Source organism: Salarchaeum japonicum (assembly GCF_049705945.1).
GTDB classification, from domain to species: Archaea; Halobacteriota; Halobacteria; order Halobacteriales; family Halobacteriaceae; genus Salarchaeum; species Salarchaeum japonicum_A.
Map to the genome: position 1 here is coordinate 996,413 of NZ_JBNAMV010000004.1, position 16,789 is coordinate 1,013,201.

Genomic DNA, 16,789 nt, shown 5'->3' on the forward strand with positions numbered 1-16,789 from the left:
TTGTGGATGTGAAGGGAAGGGTTGAAGTTGGAATCGTACATATATCTGTTCGTAATGTCCGAGGCCCAGTCAGTCCACCTCTCTTTCGAAGACGGCGCTCGGGCGGTCGAACTCGCACGGGATTCCGTGGAGGCGTTCGTCCGCAACGGGCAGCGAGAGCAGCCGGGCAGCATGCGGGACGCGTTCTACAACCGTACGGGCGCGTTCGTCCGGCTCGAATCGACACGCGGCCGCGGCCGACTCCGGGGGTGTGCGGGGGCACACGAGTCCGCCCGAGAGCTCGGGAACGGCACGAAACAGCTCGGACACGCCATCGTCGACGCCGCCATCAAGGCCGCGAGCGACGATTCGTGTGGCTCCGAGCTCGAACCCGCTGAGCTCGGGTCGACCCGGGTCTCGGTCTGCACTGTCTCCAATCTCCTCCTCACGGACAATCCGGACGAGGACCTCGAACTCGGCACGCACGGCATCGCCGTGGACGGAAGCGGAAAGCACGGCTGGATGTATCCGACCGTGCCCGTGGAGAACAACTGGAGCGTCTACGAGTATCTCGACCGCACGTGCCGGAAGGCCGGCCTCGCACCGGGGGCGTGGGAGGACGACGACGTGATGGTGACGCTGTTCGAGGGGCAGGTGTTCCAGGAGCGCGAACCCGAGGGAAGCGTCGAGCAGTTGACCGACTAGAAGACTCGGTCTACGTCCTCGCGGACGTGTTCTCGCGACCCGTCGAGGTCGAACTCGCGAACGATGTCGCCGTCCCGAAGCAACGGCTGGAGGAGTGAGTCGCCGCGACCGGCCGAATTGTCGGCGAGCGCGACCTCGTGGCCGCCCTCGGCCGTTCGATAGACGTTTTTCTTCCCGGAGAGTTTCCCGCGTTTCGCGCAGGGGTCGCCGTCGCGTTCGACGATGTCGAGCGCGAAGTCCACGGGGTCGGCGTTCGAGACGTAGCCGCCGACGCCGAACCCTTCCACGTGCTCCCGGAGTTCTTCGAGGTCGCTGGGGCCGAGGCCGCCGCTGACGAAGATACCCACGTCGTCGTGGCCGCGCGCGTCGAGTTCCCAGCGGACCTCGCGGATGATGTGTTCGAAGTTCCCGCGCCTGCTGCCGGTGGTGTCGAGGCGGATGCTGTCGAGGGCGTCGCCGAGCGCGTCGGCGGCGCGGATGGCTTCGTCCTTCTCGTCGGAGTACGTGTCGACGAGCGCGACCCGCGGCACCTCGGGCGGAACGGCGTCGTCGAAGGCTTCCCACGCGGCTTCCTGATGGCCCGCGCCGAACGCGATGAGGAGCGCGTGCGGCATCGTCCCGGACGCGGTCTTCCCGAGCACGTCGCCCGCGGCGACGTGACTGAAGCCGTCGAGGCCCGCGAGGAGCGCGGAGCGCTCCACCATCGCGGCGATGCTCGGGTGGACGTGGCGCGCGCCGAAACTCAACACTTGGGAGTCGGGGGCGGCGCGGCGGGCGTCGAGCGCGGCGGTGGCGACGCCGGAGGCGTGCGAGAGAAATCCGAGGAGGCTGGTCTCGTAGCGCGCGAACTCCCGATACTGCCCCTCGATTCGCATCACGGGGCCGCCGTCGAACAGCGTTCCCTCGGGGAGCGCGTCGACATCCACGGGGAGGCCGGCGAGGAGGTGGGCGGCGTCCTTCACGCCCGCGAACAGTTCGAACTCGCCGGTGGGGAACTGGTCCGCGGTGACTTCCGCGACGACTCGCGGGTTCTTCCCCGCGTGCTCGAGGGTTTCGAGCGTTCGGTCGAAGTACGCGTCCGTCGCACGGCCGTCGGCGATAGCGTCCGTGGGCACGATGTCGAAGCCGTGGGACTCACTCATACGCAGACGTGTCGCGCCGCGTCGAAAAAGACTACGACGTGGGGGTGCCGGCGCGCACGTCGTCGAGTTCGCTCGGGCGCGGTGCGTTCACGATGGTGACCGTGTCGCCGGACACCGAGACGTGGAAGGCGTCAGCGAACGCGCTCGCGCCGTCCGGAATCGTGTAGACGCCGTTCCCCTGGGACTGCGCGCCCCAGTACGCGAGGAGGTCGCGGTAGGTCGCCGCGAACTCGCGGGCGTCCGCGTTCGAATCCCAGACCGACTTCCAGACGTAGGCGGCCTCACCGTCCGACTCGTACGCGTAGAGTTTGTCGCCGTCCCAGCCGTCCACGGGCGTCGTCGTGTAGTTGATGGGGTCTGTGGTGTCGACGTTCCCCTGGGCGTTCCGGTTCAGGAACTCGTTCGGGCTGAGGACGTACGGCCGGGGCGCGGTGTCGTCCATCGAGGACTCGTAGGCGGGATACGCGAACATCCCGGTGAGTCCGGCGACGCCGAACTCGGCGTACGGCGCGCCGCTCGACCGCGTGAGTCGCGTCCAGTCGCTATCGGAGCGGTCTCGAACGCTGACGGCCGTGGGTTCGTCCACGCCGTACGTCTCCGGCTGGGCGACCTGCTCCGAACTCGCCGGCGGGTCGGCGTAGAGGTCGCTTACCGCGTCCCAGCCGCCCGAGTCCTGCACGGACTCGACGAACCCGGGACCGTCGCTGTACGGGAAGTACTGCGTGAAGTAGATACCGTAGTGGATGCCGTTCCCGCCGTCACCGCTCCCGCTCTCGCTTTCGCCGCTGCCCCCGGACGCCGGCTGGCTGACGCACTGCCAGTCGTCGGCACAGTACGAGTCGTAGCGCTGCGCGACGAGTTCGGCGTCACCCTCGATGAGGCCGAGCGCAGTACTCCGGGCTTCGAGCGTCGACCCCGAGAACCCGAGGTCGAAGTTCCGGTACTGGAGCGCGTGCACGAGTTCGTGGCCGAGCGTCGTCTCCGAAATCACCGGCGTCGCGGTGTCGCTGATGATGACGATGCGGTCGGCGCTCGGACTGTAGTAGCCCGCGACGCTGGAGGACGTGGTCTCCGAGGACTCCTCGCTCCCGCTCGCCGTTTCGCCGACGAGGAACAGCGCCTCGTAACGCACGTCGTCGAACGTAATTTCGCTACTCGACCCCGACCCGCTGCCGCCGCTGCCGGTCTGCTCGCGGTAGGTCTCGCGGCTGATGACGGACACCGGTACGTCGTTCGTGAACTCGATCCGTCGGAGGTGTTCGACGCGCGCCATCGCGCGGTGGACGACCGCGTCCTGCTCGGTCGAGTTCAGGCCGTCAGCCGTGGTGACGGGGAGCGATTCGTTGTACCAGTACCCCTGCTCCCAGCCCAGGCGGTCGGACGCGGGGTCCGGGGGCGCGTCCGCCGCGCCGGCGAGCGTGTCGTCCGTCGGCGCGTTCGCACAGCCCGCGAGCGCGAGCAGCGCGGCGAGGCCGACGAGAACAGCGAGCCGAGTGTTCACACGCCTAGTCGGGTCACGAGAAAGAAAAGGCTACCGTCGACGGCGAGTCAGGCGGTTTCGTGGACGTCGTCGAGGGCGTCCACGGTCGGCGCGTTCACGATGGTGACCGTGTCCCCGGACACCGAGACGTGGAAGGCGTCCGCGTACTTCCCGTCCGGAATCCGGTACGTGTCCGCGGAGACCTCGGTGCCGCCGAGGTGTTCGACGACCGCGCGATAGCCGTCAGCGAACTGCTGGGCGTCTTCGGGGGAGTCCCAGGCGGACTTCCAGACGTATCCGGTCTCGTTCGTCTCAGCGGAGTCGTCGCGGACGTACGGCACGAGTTTGTCGCCGTCCCAGCCAGCGGTCATCTCGTGGTCGTAGTTGTACGCGTCGAGTTCACCGGACGCGGAGAAGAAGTCTTGGTAGGGGATGGCGACGTTCCGCACGGCACCGGCCTCGCTCGACGCGAGGTAGCTCTGGTACCAGAGCGCGACGTACATCCCTGCCTCGCCGAACTCCGCGTAGTCGACGCTGTTCGGGCCGAGGTCGGGGACGGACCACTCCGGCGTGCTCGTGTCCGCGACGGTGACGTCGGTCGGCGCGTCCTCGCCGTACGTCGCGGGGTGGATGGTCTGTTCCGTGCTCGCCGGCGGGTTCTCGTACACGGCGTTCACGGCCTCCCAGCCGCCCTCTTCTCGAATCTGCTGGACGAACGGCGGGCCGTCGCTGTACGGCTGGAACGTGATGGCGTACATGCCGATGTGGAGGTCGGGCGGGGAGCCGCCACCGCCGGAGGACTGCGGCATCAGGCAGTCCCAGTCGTCCTCGCAGCGCTGTTCGTAGAGGTAGTCCACGTAATTTCCGTCGCCCTCGATGATGCCGTCGATGGCGTTGTGGGATTCGGTCGTGGACTGGTCGTACTGCGTGATGTTGAACCGCTGGTCTTGGAGCGCGTGGAAGAGCTCTTGAGAGAGCGTCACCTCGTTCATCTGGGGGTTCTCGCTGTCCGAGACGATGACGATGCGGTCCTCGCTCGGACTGTAGTAGCCGCCGACGCTCCCGGCGGTGTTCGAGCGCTGCGCGGCGAGCGCGCTCTCGTTCTCGCCCGTCATGAACACGGCCTCCCACTTCACGTTCTGGTGGAGGGTCGCGTTCCGCGGAGGCTCACCGCCCGACTGCGTCTGGTTCCGGAACTCGGCGCGCGTGATGATGGAGACGGGGACCGTGCGCTCGAACTCGAGTTGGCGGACCTGTTCGACGCGCGCCATCGACCGATTGACGACCGCGGCGAGTTCGCTGTCGTTCAGGCCGTCGGAGCGGTCGACCTGAATGGGTTCGTCGTACCAGAGGCCGCCCTCCCATCCGAGGCGGTCTGAGGCGGGGTCCTCGTAGGACTGGTCGGTCGTGGTGTCAGTGCCCGTTGGAGGTGTCGTCGTCGCGTCCGTGCTGGTCGGCGCTGGCGTCGTCGTCCCGGAGGCGAAGGGACTCTGACAGCCCGCGAGGGCGACCATCGCGACCAGCGCGACGGCGAGTAGTCGGCGATCCATATCCGAAACCCGACCTCGAAGAACTAAAACCCCGTACACGTCGGGCGCGTAACCGTTTTGCCGGCCGCGGGAGACACCCCGCACATGGAGTTCGACCCCGACCGAACCGCGCTGGTCGTCGTGGACATGCAGAACGGGTTCTGTCACCCCGAGGGAAGCCTGTACGCGCCCGCGAGCGGTGACGCCGTCGCCCCCGTCGCCGGTCTCGCGGAGCGCGCTCGCGACGCCGGCGTCCGCGTCGTCTACACCCGGGACGTCCATCCGCCCGGCCAGTTCGACGACACCCACTACTACGACGAGTTCGAGCGCTGGGGCGAGCACGTCGTCGAGGGCTCCTGGGACGCCGAACTCGTCGACGACCTCCCAGACCCCGACCACGTCGTCGAGAAACACACCTACGACGCCTTCCACGAGACCGAACTCGACGGCTGGCTGAGCGCGCGCGGCATCGACGACTTCCTCGTCTGCGGCACGCTCGCGAACGTCTGCGTCCTCCACACCGCGTCCTCGGCCGGCCTCCGCGACTACCGGCCCGTCGTCGTCACCGACGCCCTCGGCTACATCGAGGACGACCACAAGGAGTACGCGGTCGAACACGCCGACTGGCTGTTCGGCGAACTCGCGGAACGCGACGACATCGACTTCGAATAGCCCCGCGAACCGACCCGCGCTCCCGCAGTCGAGACAGGGCGCACCGGCCCCCGCGTTAGTCGAGGCGGACTGGGTCGTCGGTCACGTGCAACGTGACGGTCACGTCGTCGCCGACCGCGAAGTCGTGGCCGTCGGCGAACACGAGTTTCGCGCTGAGGGCGTCGCGACCGCAGAAGAGGGAGAGGCCGGTGGCGGGATGGTCGTTCGCGCGCACGGCGACGCCCGCCCAAGTCACGTCGCGGCCGTCCGGCGTCCCGAGCGGCGTGTCAAGGAGCGTTAGCGGGCCGTCGCCTCGCGTCTCGTACACGCCGCCGTGGCGGTAGTGAGGGATGCCGCCGTCGAGCGGGCGGCCGTCGTCGCTCCCGAGCGCGGCGAACGTTCCTGGACTCGGGTGCGCAGGAGTATCGAGCGCGACGTACGTCTCGCCGGTGTCGGCGACGGTACCGGTGCCGTCCCAGGGAACGCCGCGCACGTCGAGGCCAAGTTCGAGCGGGCGATTGCCGGACGCGCGCACGGGGTCGGCGTCGCGGTCGCGGAAGCCGAGGTGGACGTGGTTGTCGACCCAGGGCGCGAAGAACCCCGAGCGCACCATCTCGCCGAGCGACTCACCGACCGCGACCTCGTCGCCGACCGCGACGCCGGGGTCGACGTGGAGGATGCGCGCGAGGGCGTCGTCGGTGTCGACGACGATAAGGTGGTCGTGGTCGCTCGCGTACGGTTTCGGCGGGCAGCGAACGGTGCGAACGTGCGTGACCGTGCCGGCGACGGGGCTGGGCGCGTCGTTCGTCTCCGGATAGAGGTCGATAGCGCGGCCGGCGTCGTGCGCGGGGTAGGGCGAGTTGTAGAGGGAGAACCGCGGGTAGCGTTCGAGAACGTCGGCCGGCAGACGGACCATACCCGTGGGTTACACCGAGCGCATTTACCCGTGTCGCGCGAAGGGCGGGTATGCGCGTGGTTCGTGGCGTGGCTGACACGCGGACGAAGGACGGCGAGGTGACGCGACGACTCACGGAACAGGTGGGTGAGTCGGGCGAACCCGCCGTGCGGGTGTGGCGGCCGGAGCGTCAGGTGGCGTTCGGGCGACGGGACGCTCGCACGGGGGGCTACGAGGCGGCGCGGGAGGCGGCGCGCGAACACGGCTTTGCGTCCGTGGAGCGCAGCGTCGGCGGGCGCGCGGTGGCGTACACGGGGACGACGGTCGCGTTCGCGCGCGTCGAACCCATCGCGGACATCCGAACAGGGCTGGAGGAGCGCTACGAGGCGATGGTGTCGGACGTGCAGCGGGCGTGCTGGCGACTAGGTGCACCCGCGCAGCGCGGCGAGCCCCCGGAGTCGTTCTGTCCGGGCGCGTACAGCCTCCAGTACCGGGGGAAGCTCGCGGGCGTCGCACAACGCGTCACGTCGAACGCCGCGCTCGTCTCCGGCGTGCTCGTGGTCGAGGACCACCGCGAAATCGGGCGCGTGCTGGACGACGTGTACGGCGCGCTCGGCGTGCCGTTCGACCCGCAGTCGGTCGGGAGTCTGGAGCGCGCCGGCGCGACCACCGACCCCGTCGAGGTGCTCTCCGAACTCGAAACGGCGCTCGCGGGCGAGACGTATCGAACAGAGAGCGTCCGTCAGACTTAGGCCCGTACTCGCCGCACTCGACGTATGCGCGTGATTCGGGACGCGGCGCTCGCGGACGGCCGACGGGCCGACGTTCGACTCGACGGCGACCGCATCGACGCCGTGGGCGACGACCTGGACGGCGAACTGCTCGTGGACGCCGGCGGAAAGCTCCTCCTGCCGGGGATGATAGACGTGCACGTCCACTTCCGCCAGCCGGGCGCGAGCCACAAGGAGACCTGGACGACCGGAAGCCGCTCAGCGGCCGCGGGCGGCGTCACCACGGTCGTGGACCAGCCGAACACGAGCCCGCCGACGGTGACGGGCGCGGCGTTCGACGAGAAGGACGAACTCGCGAGCGCGTCGCTCGTGGACTACGGCATCAACGGCGGCGTCACCGAGAACTGGGACCCGGACTCGCTGTTCGGGAAGCCGCTGTTCGCGCTGGGCGAGGTGTTCCTCGCGGACTCCACCGGAAACATGGGTATCGACGCTGAGCTGTTCGCGGCGGCGGTGGAGCGCGCGGCCAACGAGAACGTACCCGTTACGGTGCACGCGGAGGACGCCGACCTGTTCGACGAGTCGGTGCTGCCCCGCAACACCGGAGACGCGAGCGCTAGCGAGGCGGGAGGAGGCGGACGAACCGACGCGGACGCGTGGAGCGCGTACCGAACCGCCGAGGCCGAGGAGGCGGCAGTGGAGCGCGCGGTGGAAGTCGCGGACGGGTCGGGCGCGCAGGTACACATCGCGCACACGAGTACGCCGGAGGGCGTGGACGCGGCGCGCGCGGGCGGCGCGACCTGCGAGGTGACGCCCCACCACCTCTTTCTCTCCCGGGACGACCTCCCCGACCTCGGTACGTTCGGGCGGATGAACCCGCCGCTTCGCTCCGAGGAGAGGAGGAAAGCCGTGTTCGAGCGGCTTCGGGAGGGCGCGGTGGACGTGGTGGCGACCGACCACGCGCCCCACACGCGCGAGGAGAAGGACGCGAGCATCTGGGACGCGCCCTCCGGCGTGCCGGGCGTCGAGACCGCGCTCCCGCTCCTCCTGAACGCGGCGCGCGAGGGCGAGTTGTCCTACGAGCGCGTGCGGGACGTGACCGCCGCGAACCCCGCAGAAATCTTCGACCTCCCGCGGAAGGGACGCATCGAAGCGGGACGGGACGCCGACCTCGTGCTCGTCGACACCGAGAACGCCCGGAAGATTCGGGGAGATGAGTTGCACTCGAAGTGCGGATGGACGCCGTTCGAGGGCTTCGCGGGCGTGTTCCCGGAGTGGACGATGGTTCGTGGCGAGTTCGCCTACCGCGACGGGGAGTTCGGGAGTGCGTGCGGCGAGAACGTGCGACGGTAACGTTTTTCGGCGCGGCACGCGCCCATTCTAGTATGAGCGAGGACACGACGGACCCGCGGGCGGGTGCGTGGGCGGCGACGGTCGAGGACATGGCGGCGACCGCTGACGCCTACGTTGACGCCGGCTGGGAGACGTACGAGATAGAGCCGGGTGACACGACCCTGCTGGCGACCGAGCCCGAGGAGCGCGCCGACCTCGACGTGGTCGTCACCGGCCCGGACTACGAGACGATTACGGACCTCATCGAGGACGGCGTCTCCTTCACCGAGTACGAGGTGCTCACCGCGACCGAGGCGGGGACGGTGTACGTCGTCGTCGTGATGGAAGACCCCGAGCGCGAGGTCGCGCTGTTGTTCGCGGGAATGTACGCCGAGGACGACGCCGAGGACGCCGTGGATGCCGCGCAGGACCGCGGCGAGTTCGTCGTTCACCTCCGTGGACTGGAGGAAGAGCCGGTGGAGTTCGTGTACGAGGACCCCGGGTTGTTCGCGGGCCGCGACGAGTAGGGCGGGTTCTGTTTTGCGGCGCGGTAGTAGTGGAGGTAGACGACGTGCATGAACGCGGACGCGAGCACCGCGGCCGCGCCGGCGGCGAGCGCGCACGGCGTCACCGCGAAGGCTGCGTCACGGGGGAAGGCGTCGGAGAGCAGGAGGAACGCGACCGCTGGCGGGAGCGTGACGGCGACGCGAGCGACACCGAACGCGAACGCGTCGCCGGTGTGTTCGTCGACGAACTCCCAACTGGTGCGGAGGGCGGTCGCGCCGCCGACGTCGTCCACGACGACCGCGGCGGAGACGAACTGCAGGAAGAACGCTGCGACGAGTACGGCGAAGACGAACACGATGAGCGCGATGACGTTGAGAAGTGGGACGAACAGGAGGAAGACGAGCGCGACGACCGCGGCGACGCCGAACGCGACGATGACGAGGTTCGCGCCGAGCAACTGGGCGACGCGTGCGCCGTACTCCTCGAATGCGGCCGCCAACGGAACTCGACTATCGCGTTCGGCGTCCGCGTACACGAGCGAGAGCGCGGGAATCGTGAGGAAGGGCGCGACGAACAGCGAGAGGGCTGACCCGACGAGGTTCGCGGCCTGTCCGGACAGCGCGAACCGCGGGACGTTGAGCGCCTGCACGACGGCGAGGAGGGCGACGACGAGCGCGAACGCGTCGGGTCTGCGCTTCACGAACGCTGCGGCGCGACGGAACGCCGTTCCGAGCGACATACGCGGAAAACACTCCCGAACCCCGAAAAACGGTTGGGTGCTCAGTCGGCGGTGGTGAGGTCGCCGCCGCAGTGCGGGCACTCCTCGCCGTGGCGGAGTTCGTCGCTCGCCTCCCGGACCTCGCGCATGACGCTGGAAATGCGTTCCTCCGCGTCGAGTTCGTCCTCCACGCCGAGGTCCACGCCTTCGACTTCGAGCAGGAACTTCGCGACCTCGGTGGCCTCGTACATCACGTCGTCCAGTTCGTCCGCGGTGAAGAAGTCGCTCATCGCGCCGTAGAGGAAGGTCGCGCCCGCGGTCCGGACCTTGTCCTCGAACGCCGAACGCGCCTGATTCACCGCCTGCGGCGTGTACGTGTCCGTCATGAACGGCACGAGTTCGGGGAGGTTCTCGCCGATTTTTGTCATCTCCACGCCCGTCTCGGTGCGGAAGTCCGCGCAGAGGCGGGCTATCGCCCACTCGCGGGCCGTGATGTACGTGCGGTCGCGCAGGAATTCGTTCACGCGCTCGTACTGCGCGCCGTCCATCTTCGTGAACCGGTCGTAGGAGACCACGTCCTCGGGCACGTCCCCGGTGGCGTCGGTGTTCGTGTCCTCGGGAACGCCGGGAGTGGCGTCCGACTCGGACTCGTCGTCGCGCGCGTCGGCCGGAGCGGCGCGCTCCCCGGCGGGTTCGGCGTCCTCAGTCATACTCTCGGATAGCGAGTACGGCCGCAAAAGGGTGTCGGGGAGGACGCAACGCTTTACTCGGGAGAGGGCGACGGCCCTGATATGAAGGTCCTGCTCGGAATCGGCGGTAGCGAGGACTCCCTGGACGCGCTCTCCAAGACCGCGGAGCGCGCCCGGGAGGCCGGTGACGACCTCACGGTCGCCATCGTGGAGAACCCGGAGAGCGACCGCACCCCGGACGAAATCGAGGACGCCGTCGAGCGCGTGCTCGACGAGTACGACATCGACGCGTCGGTGCGCCACGTCTCCGGCGACCCCGGAAGTCAGCTCGTCACCATCGCGGAGTCGGAGGACTTCGACCAGATAGCGCTCGGCGGCGGCGAGCGCAGTCCGATGGGGAAGCTCCGACTCGGCCACATCGCCGAGTTCGTGCTCCTGAACGCTCACGTCTCCGTCACGCTCGTCCGATGACCGTAGACGACTACCCCGACACGGCGTCCGGGCCGTTCCCGTCCCCGCCGTCGTCATTCACGGACGGCGACGACCGCGATATCGAGGTGCGGGCGTTCGACGACGACACGGACGCGCTCGTCGAGATGTACGTGGACTTCTCGCAGGAGGACCGCGCGCAGGGCGTGCCGCCCGTCGGCGAGGACCGCGTGCGGGACTGGCTCGACACGCTCACCGGCGAGGGCTACAACGTCGTCGCGTGGCACGACGACCGCGCGGTCGGCCACGCCACGCTCGTGCCGGACGGCAGCGGCGGATACGAACTCGCCATCTTCGTCCATCAGGACTACCAGGGCGCGGGCATCGGCACTCGCCTCCTTCGGAACCTCCTCGGGCACGGCGCGGACCAGGGCGTCGAGCGCGTGTGGCTCACCGTCGAGCGCTGGAACCGCGCGGCGGTCGCGCTCTACGAGAAAGTCGGGTTCGAGACCGTGGACACGGAGAGCTTCGAGCTCGAAATGGCCATCCGGGTCTAAACGGAGAGGACGGGCTGGCTCGCGTAGAGAAGAACGTACTCAGCGGCTTTTTCGAGGACGGCGGAACTGTCCTCGCCGGCTTCGCGGGGAACGACGAGGAAGTCCGCGTCGAGGTCGTCGGCGGCGTCGAGAATGACGCTCCCGGGATGCGTCATCTTCCGCGTCGTGGAGAACCCGAGCGCGATAGACACGTCGAGTGGAACGCGGTCGTCGGCGACAGCGCGGAGGTCTTCCGCGAACGCTTCCGAGCGGTCGGCGACGGCGTCCTCCGACACCTCGCCGGACTCCACGCGGCGCGACACCTGTTCACCGGCGACGAACAGCGCGTGGAGGGTGGCGTCGTACTTCTCGGCGACGGCGACCGCGTACTCGGTGGCGTTGACGGACTCCTGGCCGCCGTCCACGGGAACGAGCACGGTGTCCACGTCGAGAGACATACGCGGACGTGCGTCCCGGGGCGGTAAAAAGACTCCGCGCTCCGCAAGCGCTAAGCCACCGGCCGGGAACAATCGGAGTCCATGCGCTCGCTCGACCTCGGATTCACTCTCGGCCTGGAGATGTCGTTCGAACCCACGGTTCGCTGGGCCACCAGTGAGGGGTTCGACTTCGTGGAACTCCTCCTCGACGGCCCCTACGCCCGCCAGCGCGTCGAACCACGAGTCGCGGAGATGGCAAACGCGCTCGACGAACACGGCGTCGGCATCGTGGTTCACTTGCCGTTCAACCCCGACCCGGGGTCGCCGTTCGCGCCCGTCCGCGAAGGCGTCGTCACGGAACTAGTGGCTGGCATGGACCTCGCCGTCGAACTCGGCGCGACGACCGTCGTCTTCCACCCGTCCTCGGACGCGTGGCGTCTCGGCTGGGATGACGCGGAGACCAAGGAGTTCGTCCACGACAGCCTCGACGCGCTCGTGCCCGCGGCGCGCGAACGCGGCCTCGACCCCTGCCTCGAAAACATCGTTTCGTCGTACTACGACGCCACGACCTTCCCGGAACTCCTCGAACGCTACCCGGAAGCGTCGATGACGTTCGACACGAGCCACGCCCACCTCGCCGGCATGACGGCCGACGAGATGGGGGAGTTCCTGCGCGAGCACGCCGACCGCGTCCACCACCTCCACCTCGTGGACACGCGCGGGGACACGGATGAACACCTGCCGGTCGGGATGGGACGCCTCGACTTCGACCCCGTGTTCGACGCGCTCCGAGCGGTGGAGTGGGACGGGACGGCGACGCTCGAAATCGGGACGAGCGACCACGACATCATCGCCGTCGGGAAAGGCCGCGTGGAGGCGTACGAGTGACGGGGACGCGCCATCATTTATGTCGCAGGCGGGCGAAGCGCCGAATATGATAGGGACGGTCGTCATCGCGACGGACGGCTCGGAGAGCGTCGAGCGCGCCGTCGCGGTCGCCTTGGACCTCGCGGAGCGCTTCGACGCGGACGTGCACGCGCTCTCCGTCGTGGACGCCGGGGAGGTGGAGAACGCACCCGAAGACCTCCGGGCGGAACTCCGCACCGCACTCACCGATCGCGGCGAGGAAGCCACCGGACGCGTCGTCGAGCGCGCCGACCACGGCGTCACCACGGCGGTCCGGGAGGGCCGGCCGGCGAACGAGATTCGAGCGTACGCTCGCGAAGTGGACGCGGACGTGGTCGCGACGGGGACGCGCGGCCGGCACGGCGAGAACCGCTTCCTCGTCGGGTCGGTCGCAGAACGGGTCGTTCGGACGTGTCCGGTGCCCGTGTTGACGGTGCGGCAGATGGCGAGCGACGAGGTAGCGTCGGGGTAGCGACGCGGTAGCGGCGTCCTTTTCACGCGAGGCGTTCTGGTCGAGGTATGAAGGACTGGGTTATCGACGACGACAACCTCTCCCTGGAGCGCAAATCCCTCCTCCCGGGGACGGGGTTCTTCGTTCCGGACAGCATCGAGGACGAACGAGAGGACCGCGAAATCGAGGACCGCGCCGAGGGCGCGAACGTCATCGTGGTGACCGACCCGGACGCGGACGGGCTCGCGTGTGCCGCAATCATCCGGGAAGTGTACGGCGAGGGCGCGCTCATCCCGACGGGGCCGCACGAACTCGCGGACGGCATCCGGCGCGCCGCGGAGTACGGCGAAGCGGGTGCGCGCGTGTTCATCTGCGACCTCTGCCCGGACGACTACGCGGACGTGGAGGTCGAACTCGGCCTGCTCACCGAGCACGCGGACTCCGTGCGGTGGTTCGACCACCACCAGTGGACGGACAGCGCGAAGCGCGGCGTGCGTGACGCGGGCGTCGACCTCGTCGTCGGCGAGTCGGACGAGGAGTGCACGGCCGACGTGGCCGTTCGCAGCATCGACGAGGACGTTCCCCGTCACCTCATCGAACTCGCGGCGGTGACGCGCGACCACGACCTCTGGCTGAAGGAGGACCCGCGGAGCGACGACCTCGCGGACTACTCGCACTGGGTGGACGACGAGGAGTACGCGGATACCGTGCAGGAACACGGCCCGGACCTCCCGGAGTCCGTCCAGGAGTTCCTCGCGGAGCGCCGCGTCGAGAAGGACGACCTCATCGAGCGCGCCGTCCACCGCGCCGAGATGAAGACCGTCAACGGCGTGACGGTGGGCGTGACGTACGGTCGGTGTTCGCAGAACGAGGTCGCGGACGAACTCCGCGAGCAGGGCGCGGACGCCGCCGTCGTCGTGAAACCCTCGGGGAGCGCGAGCATCCGCGGGAGCGAGGACTTCGAGCGCTGTCACGAGGTCGCGCGCCAAGTGCAGGGCGGCGGCCACCCGCGTGCGGCGGGCTGTAAACCCCACATCTACGACGACATGATGGACTACGCCCACCACTGGACGACGCAGGGCGCGGTCGCGAAGCAGAAGATACTGGACGCGTTCGCCTCGCTCCCCAACGACGAGGAGGGCGCGGACACCGAGCGCTAAACGACCCAGCGGTCCGAGTACGAAGTGCCGCACTCGCAGTAGGCGTACGCGTGCATCACGTCGCCCTCCGCGTAGAGGCCGCCGACCTCCTCGTTCTCTTCCTCGAAGAACGCGAACACGAACTCGGTGTCGTGGTCGCTCTCCGATTCGTCGGGATGCCTCGACGGGCAGTCGCCGCCCGCGAGGTCCGCTCGAACAGTTCCGTCCGTCCCCATCGCCTGCTGGCTGAACTGCATCGCCTCCATGCCCGTGACCTGTTTGAAGACGCTACGGCCCTGGTCGCCGGGGACGACGAGGACGATGCCGTCGTCGGTGCGTTCGCCGTACTGTTCGAGCGGTCCGAGGTCGCCCACCATCTCCTCGGTGAGGTAGACGGCGACGTGTTCGGGGTGCTCGCCGTCGAGGAACTCCTCGTAGGTACTCATCGCTGGTCGTTCGTGGCGAACGCGAAAAAGCGCGACGACTCTACTCGCTCTCGTCGTCCTCGCCGAGGAGGGAGGCGACGGATTCCTCGCCGTACTCGGTGATCTTGACGTTGAGCTGTGCGGTCTCGTCGGAGACCTCGCGGCCGCGAACGCTCACGCGCTTGCGTTCGCCGTCACGGCTGGGGTTGAAGCCGGGGCCGCCGCGGAGCAGGAGGTCGGCGAGCCCGCTCCCGCGGACGTCGGACCGCATCGGACGGCCGGCGGCGTCGCTGCCGCCAGTCAATTCGACCGTGTAGCCGGTCAGTCCCACGGCGTCGCCGTCCACTTCGTCGCCGAGTTCCCGACCGAGGAATCGATTTGCGTCCTGTCCGTCGACTTCGAACTGGTGGCTTTCACCCGCCTCGGGGTCGGCCACCACGACATCGAACGTAGCCATACCCGATAGGAGAGGAAGAACGCCCTAAAACCCGTCGAATACGCGTCCCGAGCGTTGAAGGCGGTTCGAGTCGAACGTCGTGGTGTGAATCAGGACCGCGTTCGAGGCGCGCTCTCCGAGTTTTCGGGGAGCGACGCGGAGCGCCGGGCGGTCGCGCGCGCCGCCGGCGACCTCGCGGACAGCGGGCGGTACGAGGCCGCGACCGGCCGCGAACTCACCGCGGCGGAACTCCTCGAACACCTCCGGGACGCGCCCGACGACTCCGTCGCGAGTCGCTGGAACTGGTGGATCGGGAGTCTCGACCTCGCGCACGGCGGGTTCGGCGAGTTTCAGGTGCGGCAGTGGCGAGAGTAGCGACGAACCCAAACCGCCGCGGCCGGTAGGAGGACGTGATGGAGATACGGTTCCTCGGAGGGGCGCGCGAGGTCGGGCGGAGCGCGATACTCGTCGACGACAGCCTCCTGCTCGACTACGGGATGCTCACCGGGAACCCGCCGCAGTTCCCGCTGGACGCCGACCCGGACGCGGTCGTCGTCTCGCACGGCCACCTCGACCACGTCGGCGCGCTCCCGAGCCTCCTCTCCGGGGACGCCCGCCCGCTGATCCACTGGACACCACCGACGAGAGACCTCGCCAACACGCTCGCCCGCGACACCCTGAAACTCCACGGCGGGACGCTCGCGTGTCCGTTCACGGAGACGGACGTCCACCGGATGAGCGAGGTGTCGGTGACGCACGGCTACGGAGAGTCGTTCGAGGCCGCGGGCTACGAGGTGACGTTCTACAACGCCGGACACATCCCCGGGAGCGCCCACGTCCTGATTGACGATGGGGACACTCGACTGCTCTACACGGGCGACTTCCACGTCGACGACCACGACGCGGACGGCGTTGGCGGCCAGCGCCTCGTCGCGGGGTCACGGGCGCGTCCAGACGCGGACGCAGTCATCGTAGAGAGCACGTACAGCGATGTGGAACACGACGACCGGGGCGCGGTCGAGGAGCGGTTCGCGGAACGGGTCGCGCGCACCGTCTGGGAGGGTGGTACTGTCGTCGTGCCCGCGTTCGCCATCGGCCGCACCCAGGAGGTGCTCATGGTGTGCGAGGCGTACGACATCGATTGCTACGTCGACGGCATGGGAAAGGACGTGACGCGGAGCGTCCTCCAACACCCCGAGTTCCTCCGAGACGCGGACGCGCTGCGGCGCGCGAAAGGACACGCACGATTCGTCACCGGCCGACAGGGGCAGAAGAAACGCATCGCCGCGCAGAACACCGTCGTCGTCACCACGTCCGGGATGCTCTCCGGCGGCCCCGCGATGACCTATGTCCCCGAAATCGCCGGCCACCCGCGAAACCTCGTCGCGTTCACCGGCCATCAAGTCGAGGGAACGCCCGGCCGGGAACTCCTCGACACCGGACAGACGGAACTCGACGGGCGGCGGATGCGAGTGAGCGCGCGCGTCGACCAGTACGACTTCTCCGCGCACGCCGACCGCGACGGAATCCTCGACTTCCTCGACGCCTATCGGAACGCGTCGGTGCTCGTGAACCACGGCGACCGCTGCCGGACGTTCGCCGACGAACTCCGCGACGACGGGTGGACTGCGAGCGCTCCCGAGCGCGGGGAGACCGTCAGGGTCTGACGCGA

General features: G+C 68.8%; 21 protein-coding genes. 12 read left to right on the forward strand and 9 right to left on the reverse strand.

What is annotated here, in order from left to right; genetic code table 11:
• The first annotated feature begins 54 nt into the window (after positions 1-54).
• Positions 55-684 (forward strand): TIGR00296 family protein, encoded by a 630-nt coding sequence (locus tag ACOZ4O_RS07055; protein ID WP_424524602.1) that lies wholly within the window; start codon positions 55-57, stop codon positions 682-684.
• Here ACOZ4O_RS07055 and ACOZ4O_RS07060 read toward each other — a convergent pair.
• From ACOZ4O_RS07060 to ACOZ4O_RS07070, 3 genes are read right to left on the reverse strand one after another with little or no spacing between them, the layout of a single operon-like run.
• Positions 681-1,826 (reverse strand): nicotinate phosphoribosyltransferase, encoded by a 1,146-nt coding sequence (locus ACOZ4O_RS07060; protein WP_424524603.1) that lies wholly within the window; start codon positions 1,824-1,826, stop codon positions 681-683. The two genes, ACOZ4O_RS07055 and ACOZ4O_RS07060, sit on opposite strands and share 4 nt — an antisense overlap.
• 31 nt (positions 1,827-1,857) lie before the next feature.
• Entirely contained in the window at positions 1,858-3,327 is a 1,470-nt protein-coding gene (locus ACOZ4O_RS07065) for an Hvo_1808 family surface protein (protein ID WP_424524604.1), read from the reverse strand.
• 47 nt (positions 3,328-3,374) lie between these two features.
• Positions 3,375-4,856, reverse strand: a complete 1,482-nt coding sequence (locus tag ACOZ4O_RS07070) for an Hvo_1808 family surface protein (RefSeq protein ID WP_424524605.1) — start codon at positions 4,854-4,856, stop codon at positions 3,375-3,377.
• An 84-nt stretch (positions 4,857-4,940) separates the two neighbouring features.
• Between ACOZ4O_RS07070 and ACOZ4O_RS07075 the strand changes: the two genes are divergently transcribed.
• On the forward strand, positions 4,941-5,507 hold the full coding sequence (locus tag ACOZ4O_RS07075) for a cysteine hydrolase family protein (protein ID WP_424524606.1): 567 nt from the start codon (positions 4,941-4,943) through the stop codon (positions 5,505-5,507).
• Between the two features lie 55 nt (positions 5,508-5,562).
• Here the strand turns inward: ACOZ4O_RS07075 and ACOZ4O_RS07080 are convergent, their stop codons facing one another.
• Positions 5,563-6,402, reverse strand: coding sequence for a hypothetical protein (locus ACOZ4O_RS07080; RefSeq protein WP_424524607.1), 840 nt, complete (start codon positions 6,400-6,402; stop codon positions 5,563-5,565).
• 50 nt (positions 6,403-6,452) lie between these two features.
• Between ACOZ4O_RS07080 and ACOZ4O_RS07085 the strand changes: the two genes are divergently transcribed.
• From ACOZ4O_RS07085 to ACOZ4O_RS07095, 3 genes are read left to right on the forward strand one after another with little or no spacing between them, the layout of a single operon-like run.
• Positions 6,453-7,133, forward strand: coding sequence for a lipoyl protein ligase domain-containing protein (locus ACOZ4O_RS07085; RefSeq protein ID WP_424524608.1), 681 nt, complete (start codon positions 6,453-6,455; stop codon positions 7,131-7,133).
• A 24-nt stretch (positions 7,134-7,157) separates the two neighbouring features.
• On the forward strand, positions 7,158-8,465 hold the full coding sequence (locus ACOZ4O_RS07090) for a dihydroorotase (protein ID WP_424524609.1): 1,308 nt from the start codon (positions 7,158-7,160) through the stop codon (positions 8,463-8,465).
• A 32-nt stretch (positions 8,466-8,497) separates the two neighbouring features.
• Entirely contained in the window at positions 8,498-8,971 is a 474-nt protein-coding gene (locus tag ACOZ4O_RS07095; protein ID WP_424524610.1) for a DUF7529 family protein, read from the forward strand.
• On the opposite strand, the gene ACOZ4O_RS07100 is transcribed toward ACOZ4O_RS07095, so the two are convergent.
• Both ACOZ4O_RS07100 and ACOZ4O_RS07105 read right to left on the reverse strand, forming a co-directional pair.
• Positions 8,893-9,690 carry a hypothetical protein gene (locus ACOZ4O_RS07100; RefSeq protein WP_424524611.1) on the reverse strand — a complete coding sequence of 266 codons (798 nt, stop codon included), beginning with the start codon at positions 9,688-9,690 and terminating at the stop codon, positions 8,893-8,895. The genes ACOZ4O_RS07095 and ACOZ4O_RS07100 overlap by 79 nt on opposite strands.
• Before the next feature lie 41 nt (positions 9,691-9,731).
• On the reverse strand, positions 9,732-10,406 hold the full coding sequence (locus tag ACOZ4O_RS07105) for a DUF5806 family protein (RefSeq protein WP_424524612.1): 675 nt from the start codon (positions 10,404-10,406) through the stop codon (positions 9,732-9,734).
• Between the two features lie 54 nt (positions 10,407-10,460).
• On the opposite strand from ACOZ4O_RS07105, the gene ACOZ4O_RS07110 reads away from it, so the two are divergent.
• Entirely contained in the window at positions 10,461-10,829 is a 369-nt protein-coding gene (locus ACOZ4O_RS07110) for a universal stress protein (RefSeq protein WP_424524613.1), read from the forward strand.
• Positions 10,826-11,344: an N-acetyltransferase family protein gene (locus ACOZ4O_RS07115; protein ID WP_424524614.1), complete on the forward strand. Its 519-nt coding sequence runs from the start codon at positions 10,826-10,828 to the stop codon at positions 11,342-11,344. The genes ACOZ4O_RS07110 and ACOZ4O_RS07115 overlap by 4 nt, the downstream gene beginning before the upstream one ends.
• Here ACOZ4O_RS07115 and ACOZ4O_RS07120 read toward each other — a convergent pair.
• Positions 11,341-11,781 (reverse strand): universal stress protein, encoded by a 441-nt coding sequence (locus ACOZ4O_RS07120; RefSeq protein WP_424524615.1) that lies wholly within the window; start codon positions 11,779-11,781, stop codon positions 11,341-11,343. The genes ACOZ4O_RS07115 and ACOZ4O_RS07120 overlap by 4 nt on opposite strands.
• 81 nt (positions 11,782-11,862) lie before the next feature.
• Here ACOZ4O_RS07120 and ACOZ4O_RS07125 point away from each other — a divergent pair, with 81 nt between their 5' ends.
• From ACOZ4O_RS07125 to ACOZ4O_RS07135, 3 genes are read left to right on the forward strand one after another with little or no spacing between them, the layout of a single operon-like run.
• The gene (locus ACOZ4O_RS07125) at positions 11,863-12,648 is read left to right on the forward strand and encodes a sugar phosphate isomerase/epimerase family protein (protein ID WP_424524616.1); all 786 of its coding nucleotides are present in this window, start codon (positions 11,863-11,865) and stop codon (positions 12,646-12,648) included.
• Positions 12,649-12,694: 46 nt separating this feature from the next.
• The gene (locus ACOZ4O_RS07130) at positions 12,695-13,138 is read left to right on the forward strand and encodes a universal stress protein (RefSeq protein ID WP_424524617.1); all 444 of its coding nucleotides are present in this window, start codon (positions 12,695-12,697) and stop codon (positions 13,136-13,138) included.
• 47 nt (positions 13,139-13,185) lie between these two features.
• On the forward strand, positions 13,186-14,277 hold the full coding sequence (locus ACOZ4O_RS07135; protein ID WP_424524618.1) for a DHH family phosphoesterase: 1,092 nt from the start codon (positions 13,186-13,188) through the stop codon (positions 14,275-14,277).
• Here the strand turns inward: ACOZ4O_RS07135 and ACOZ4O_RS07140 are convergent.
• Both ACOZ4O_RS07140 and ACOZ4O_RS07145 read right to left on the reverse strand, forming a co-directional pair.
• Entirely contained in the window at positions 14,274-14,702 is a 429-nt protein-coding gene (locus ACOZ4O_RS07140) for a DUF5807 family protein (RefSeq protein ID WP_424524619.1), read from the reverse strand. The genes ACOZ4O_RS07135 and ACOZ4O_RS07140 overlap by 4 nt on opposite strands.
• Before the next feature lie 40 nt (positions 14,703-14,742).
• On the reverse strand, positions 14,743-15,138 hold the full coding sequence (locus ACOZ4O_RS07145; protein ID WP_424524620.1) for a 30S ribosomal protein S6e: 396 nt from the start codon (positions 15,136-15,138) through the stop codon (positions 14,743-14,745).
• 84 nt (positions 15,139-15,222) lie between these two features.
• Here ACOZ4O_RS07145 and ACOZ4O_RS07150 point away from each other — a divergent pair, with 84 nt between their 5' ends.
• Positions 15,223-15,492, forward strand: coding sequence for a hypothetical protein (locus tag ACOZ4O_RS07150; protein WP_424524621.1), 270 nt, complete (start codon positions 15,223-15,225; stop codon positions 15,490-15,492).
• 38 nt (positions 15,493-15,530) lie between these two features.
• Positions 15,531-16,784 carry an MBL fold metallo-hydrolase gene (locus ACOZ4O_RS07155; RefSeq protein WP_424524622.1) on the forward strand — a complete coding sequence of 418 codons (1,254 nt, stop codon included), beginning with the start codon at positions 15,531-15,533 and terminating at the stop codon, positions 16,782-16,784.
• Positions 16,785-16,789: the final 5 nt, after the last annotated feature.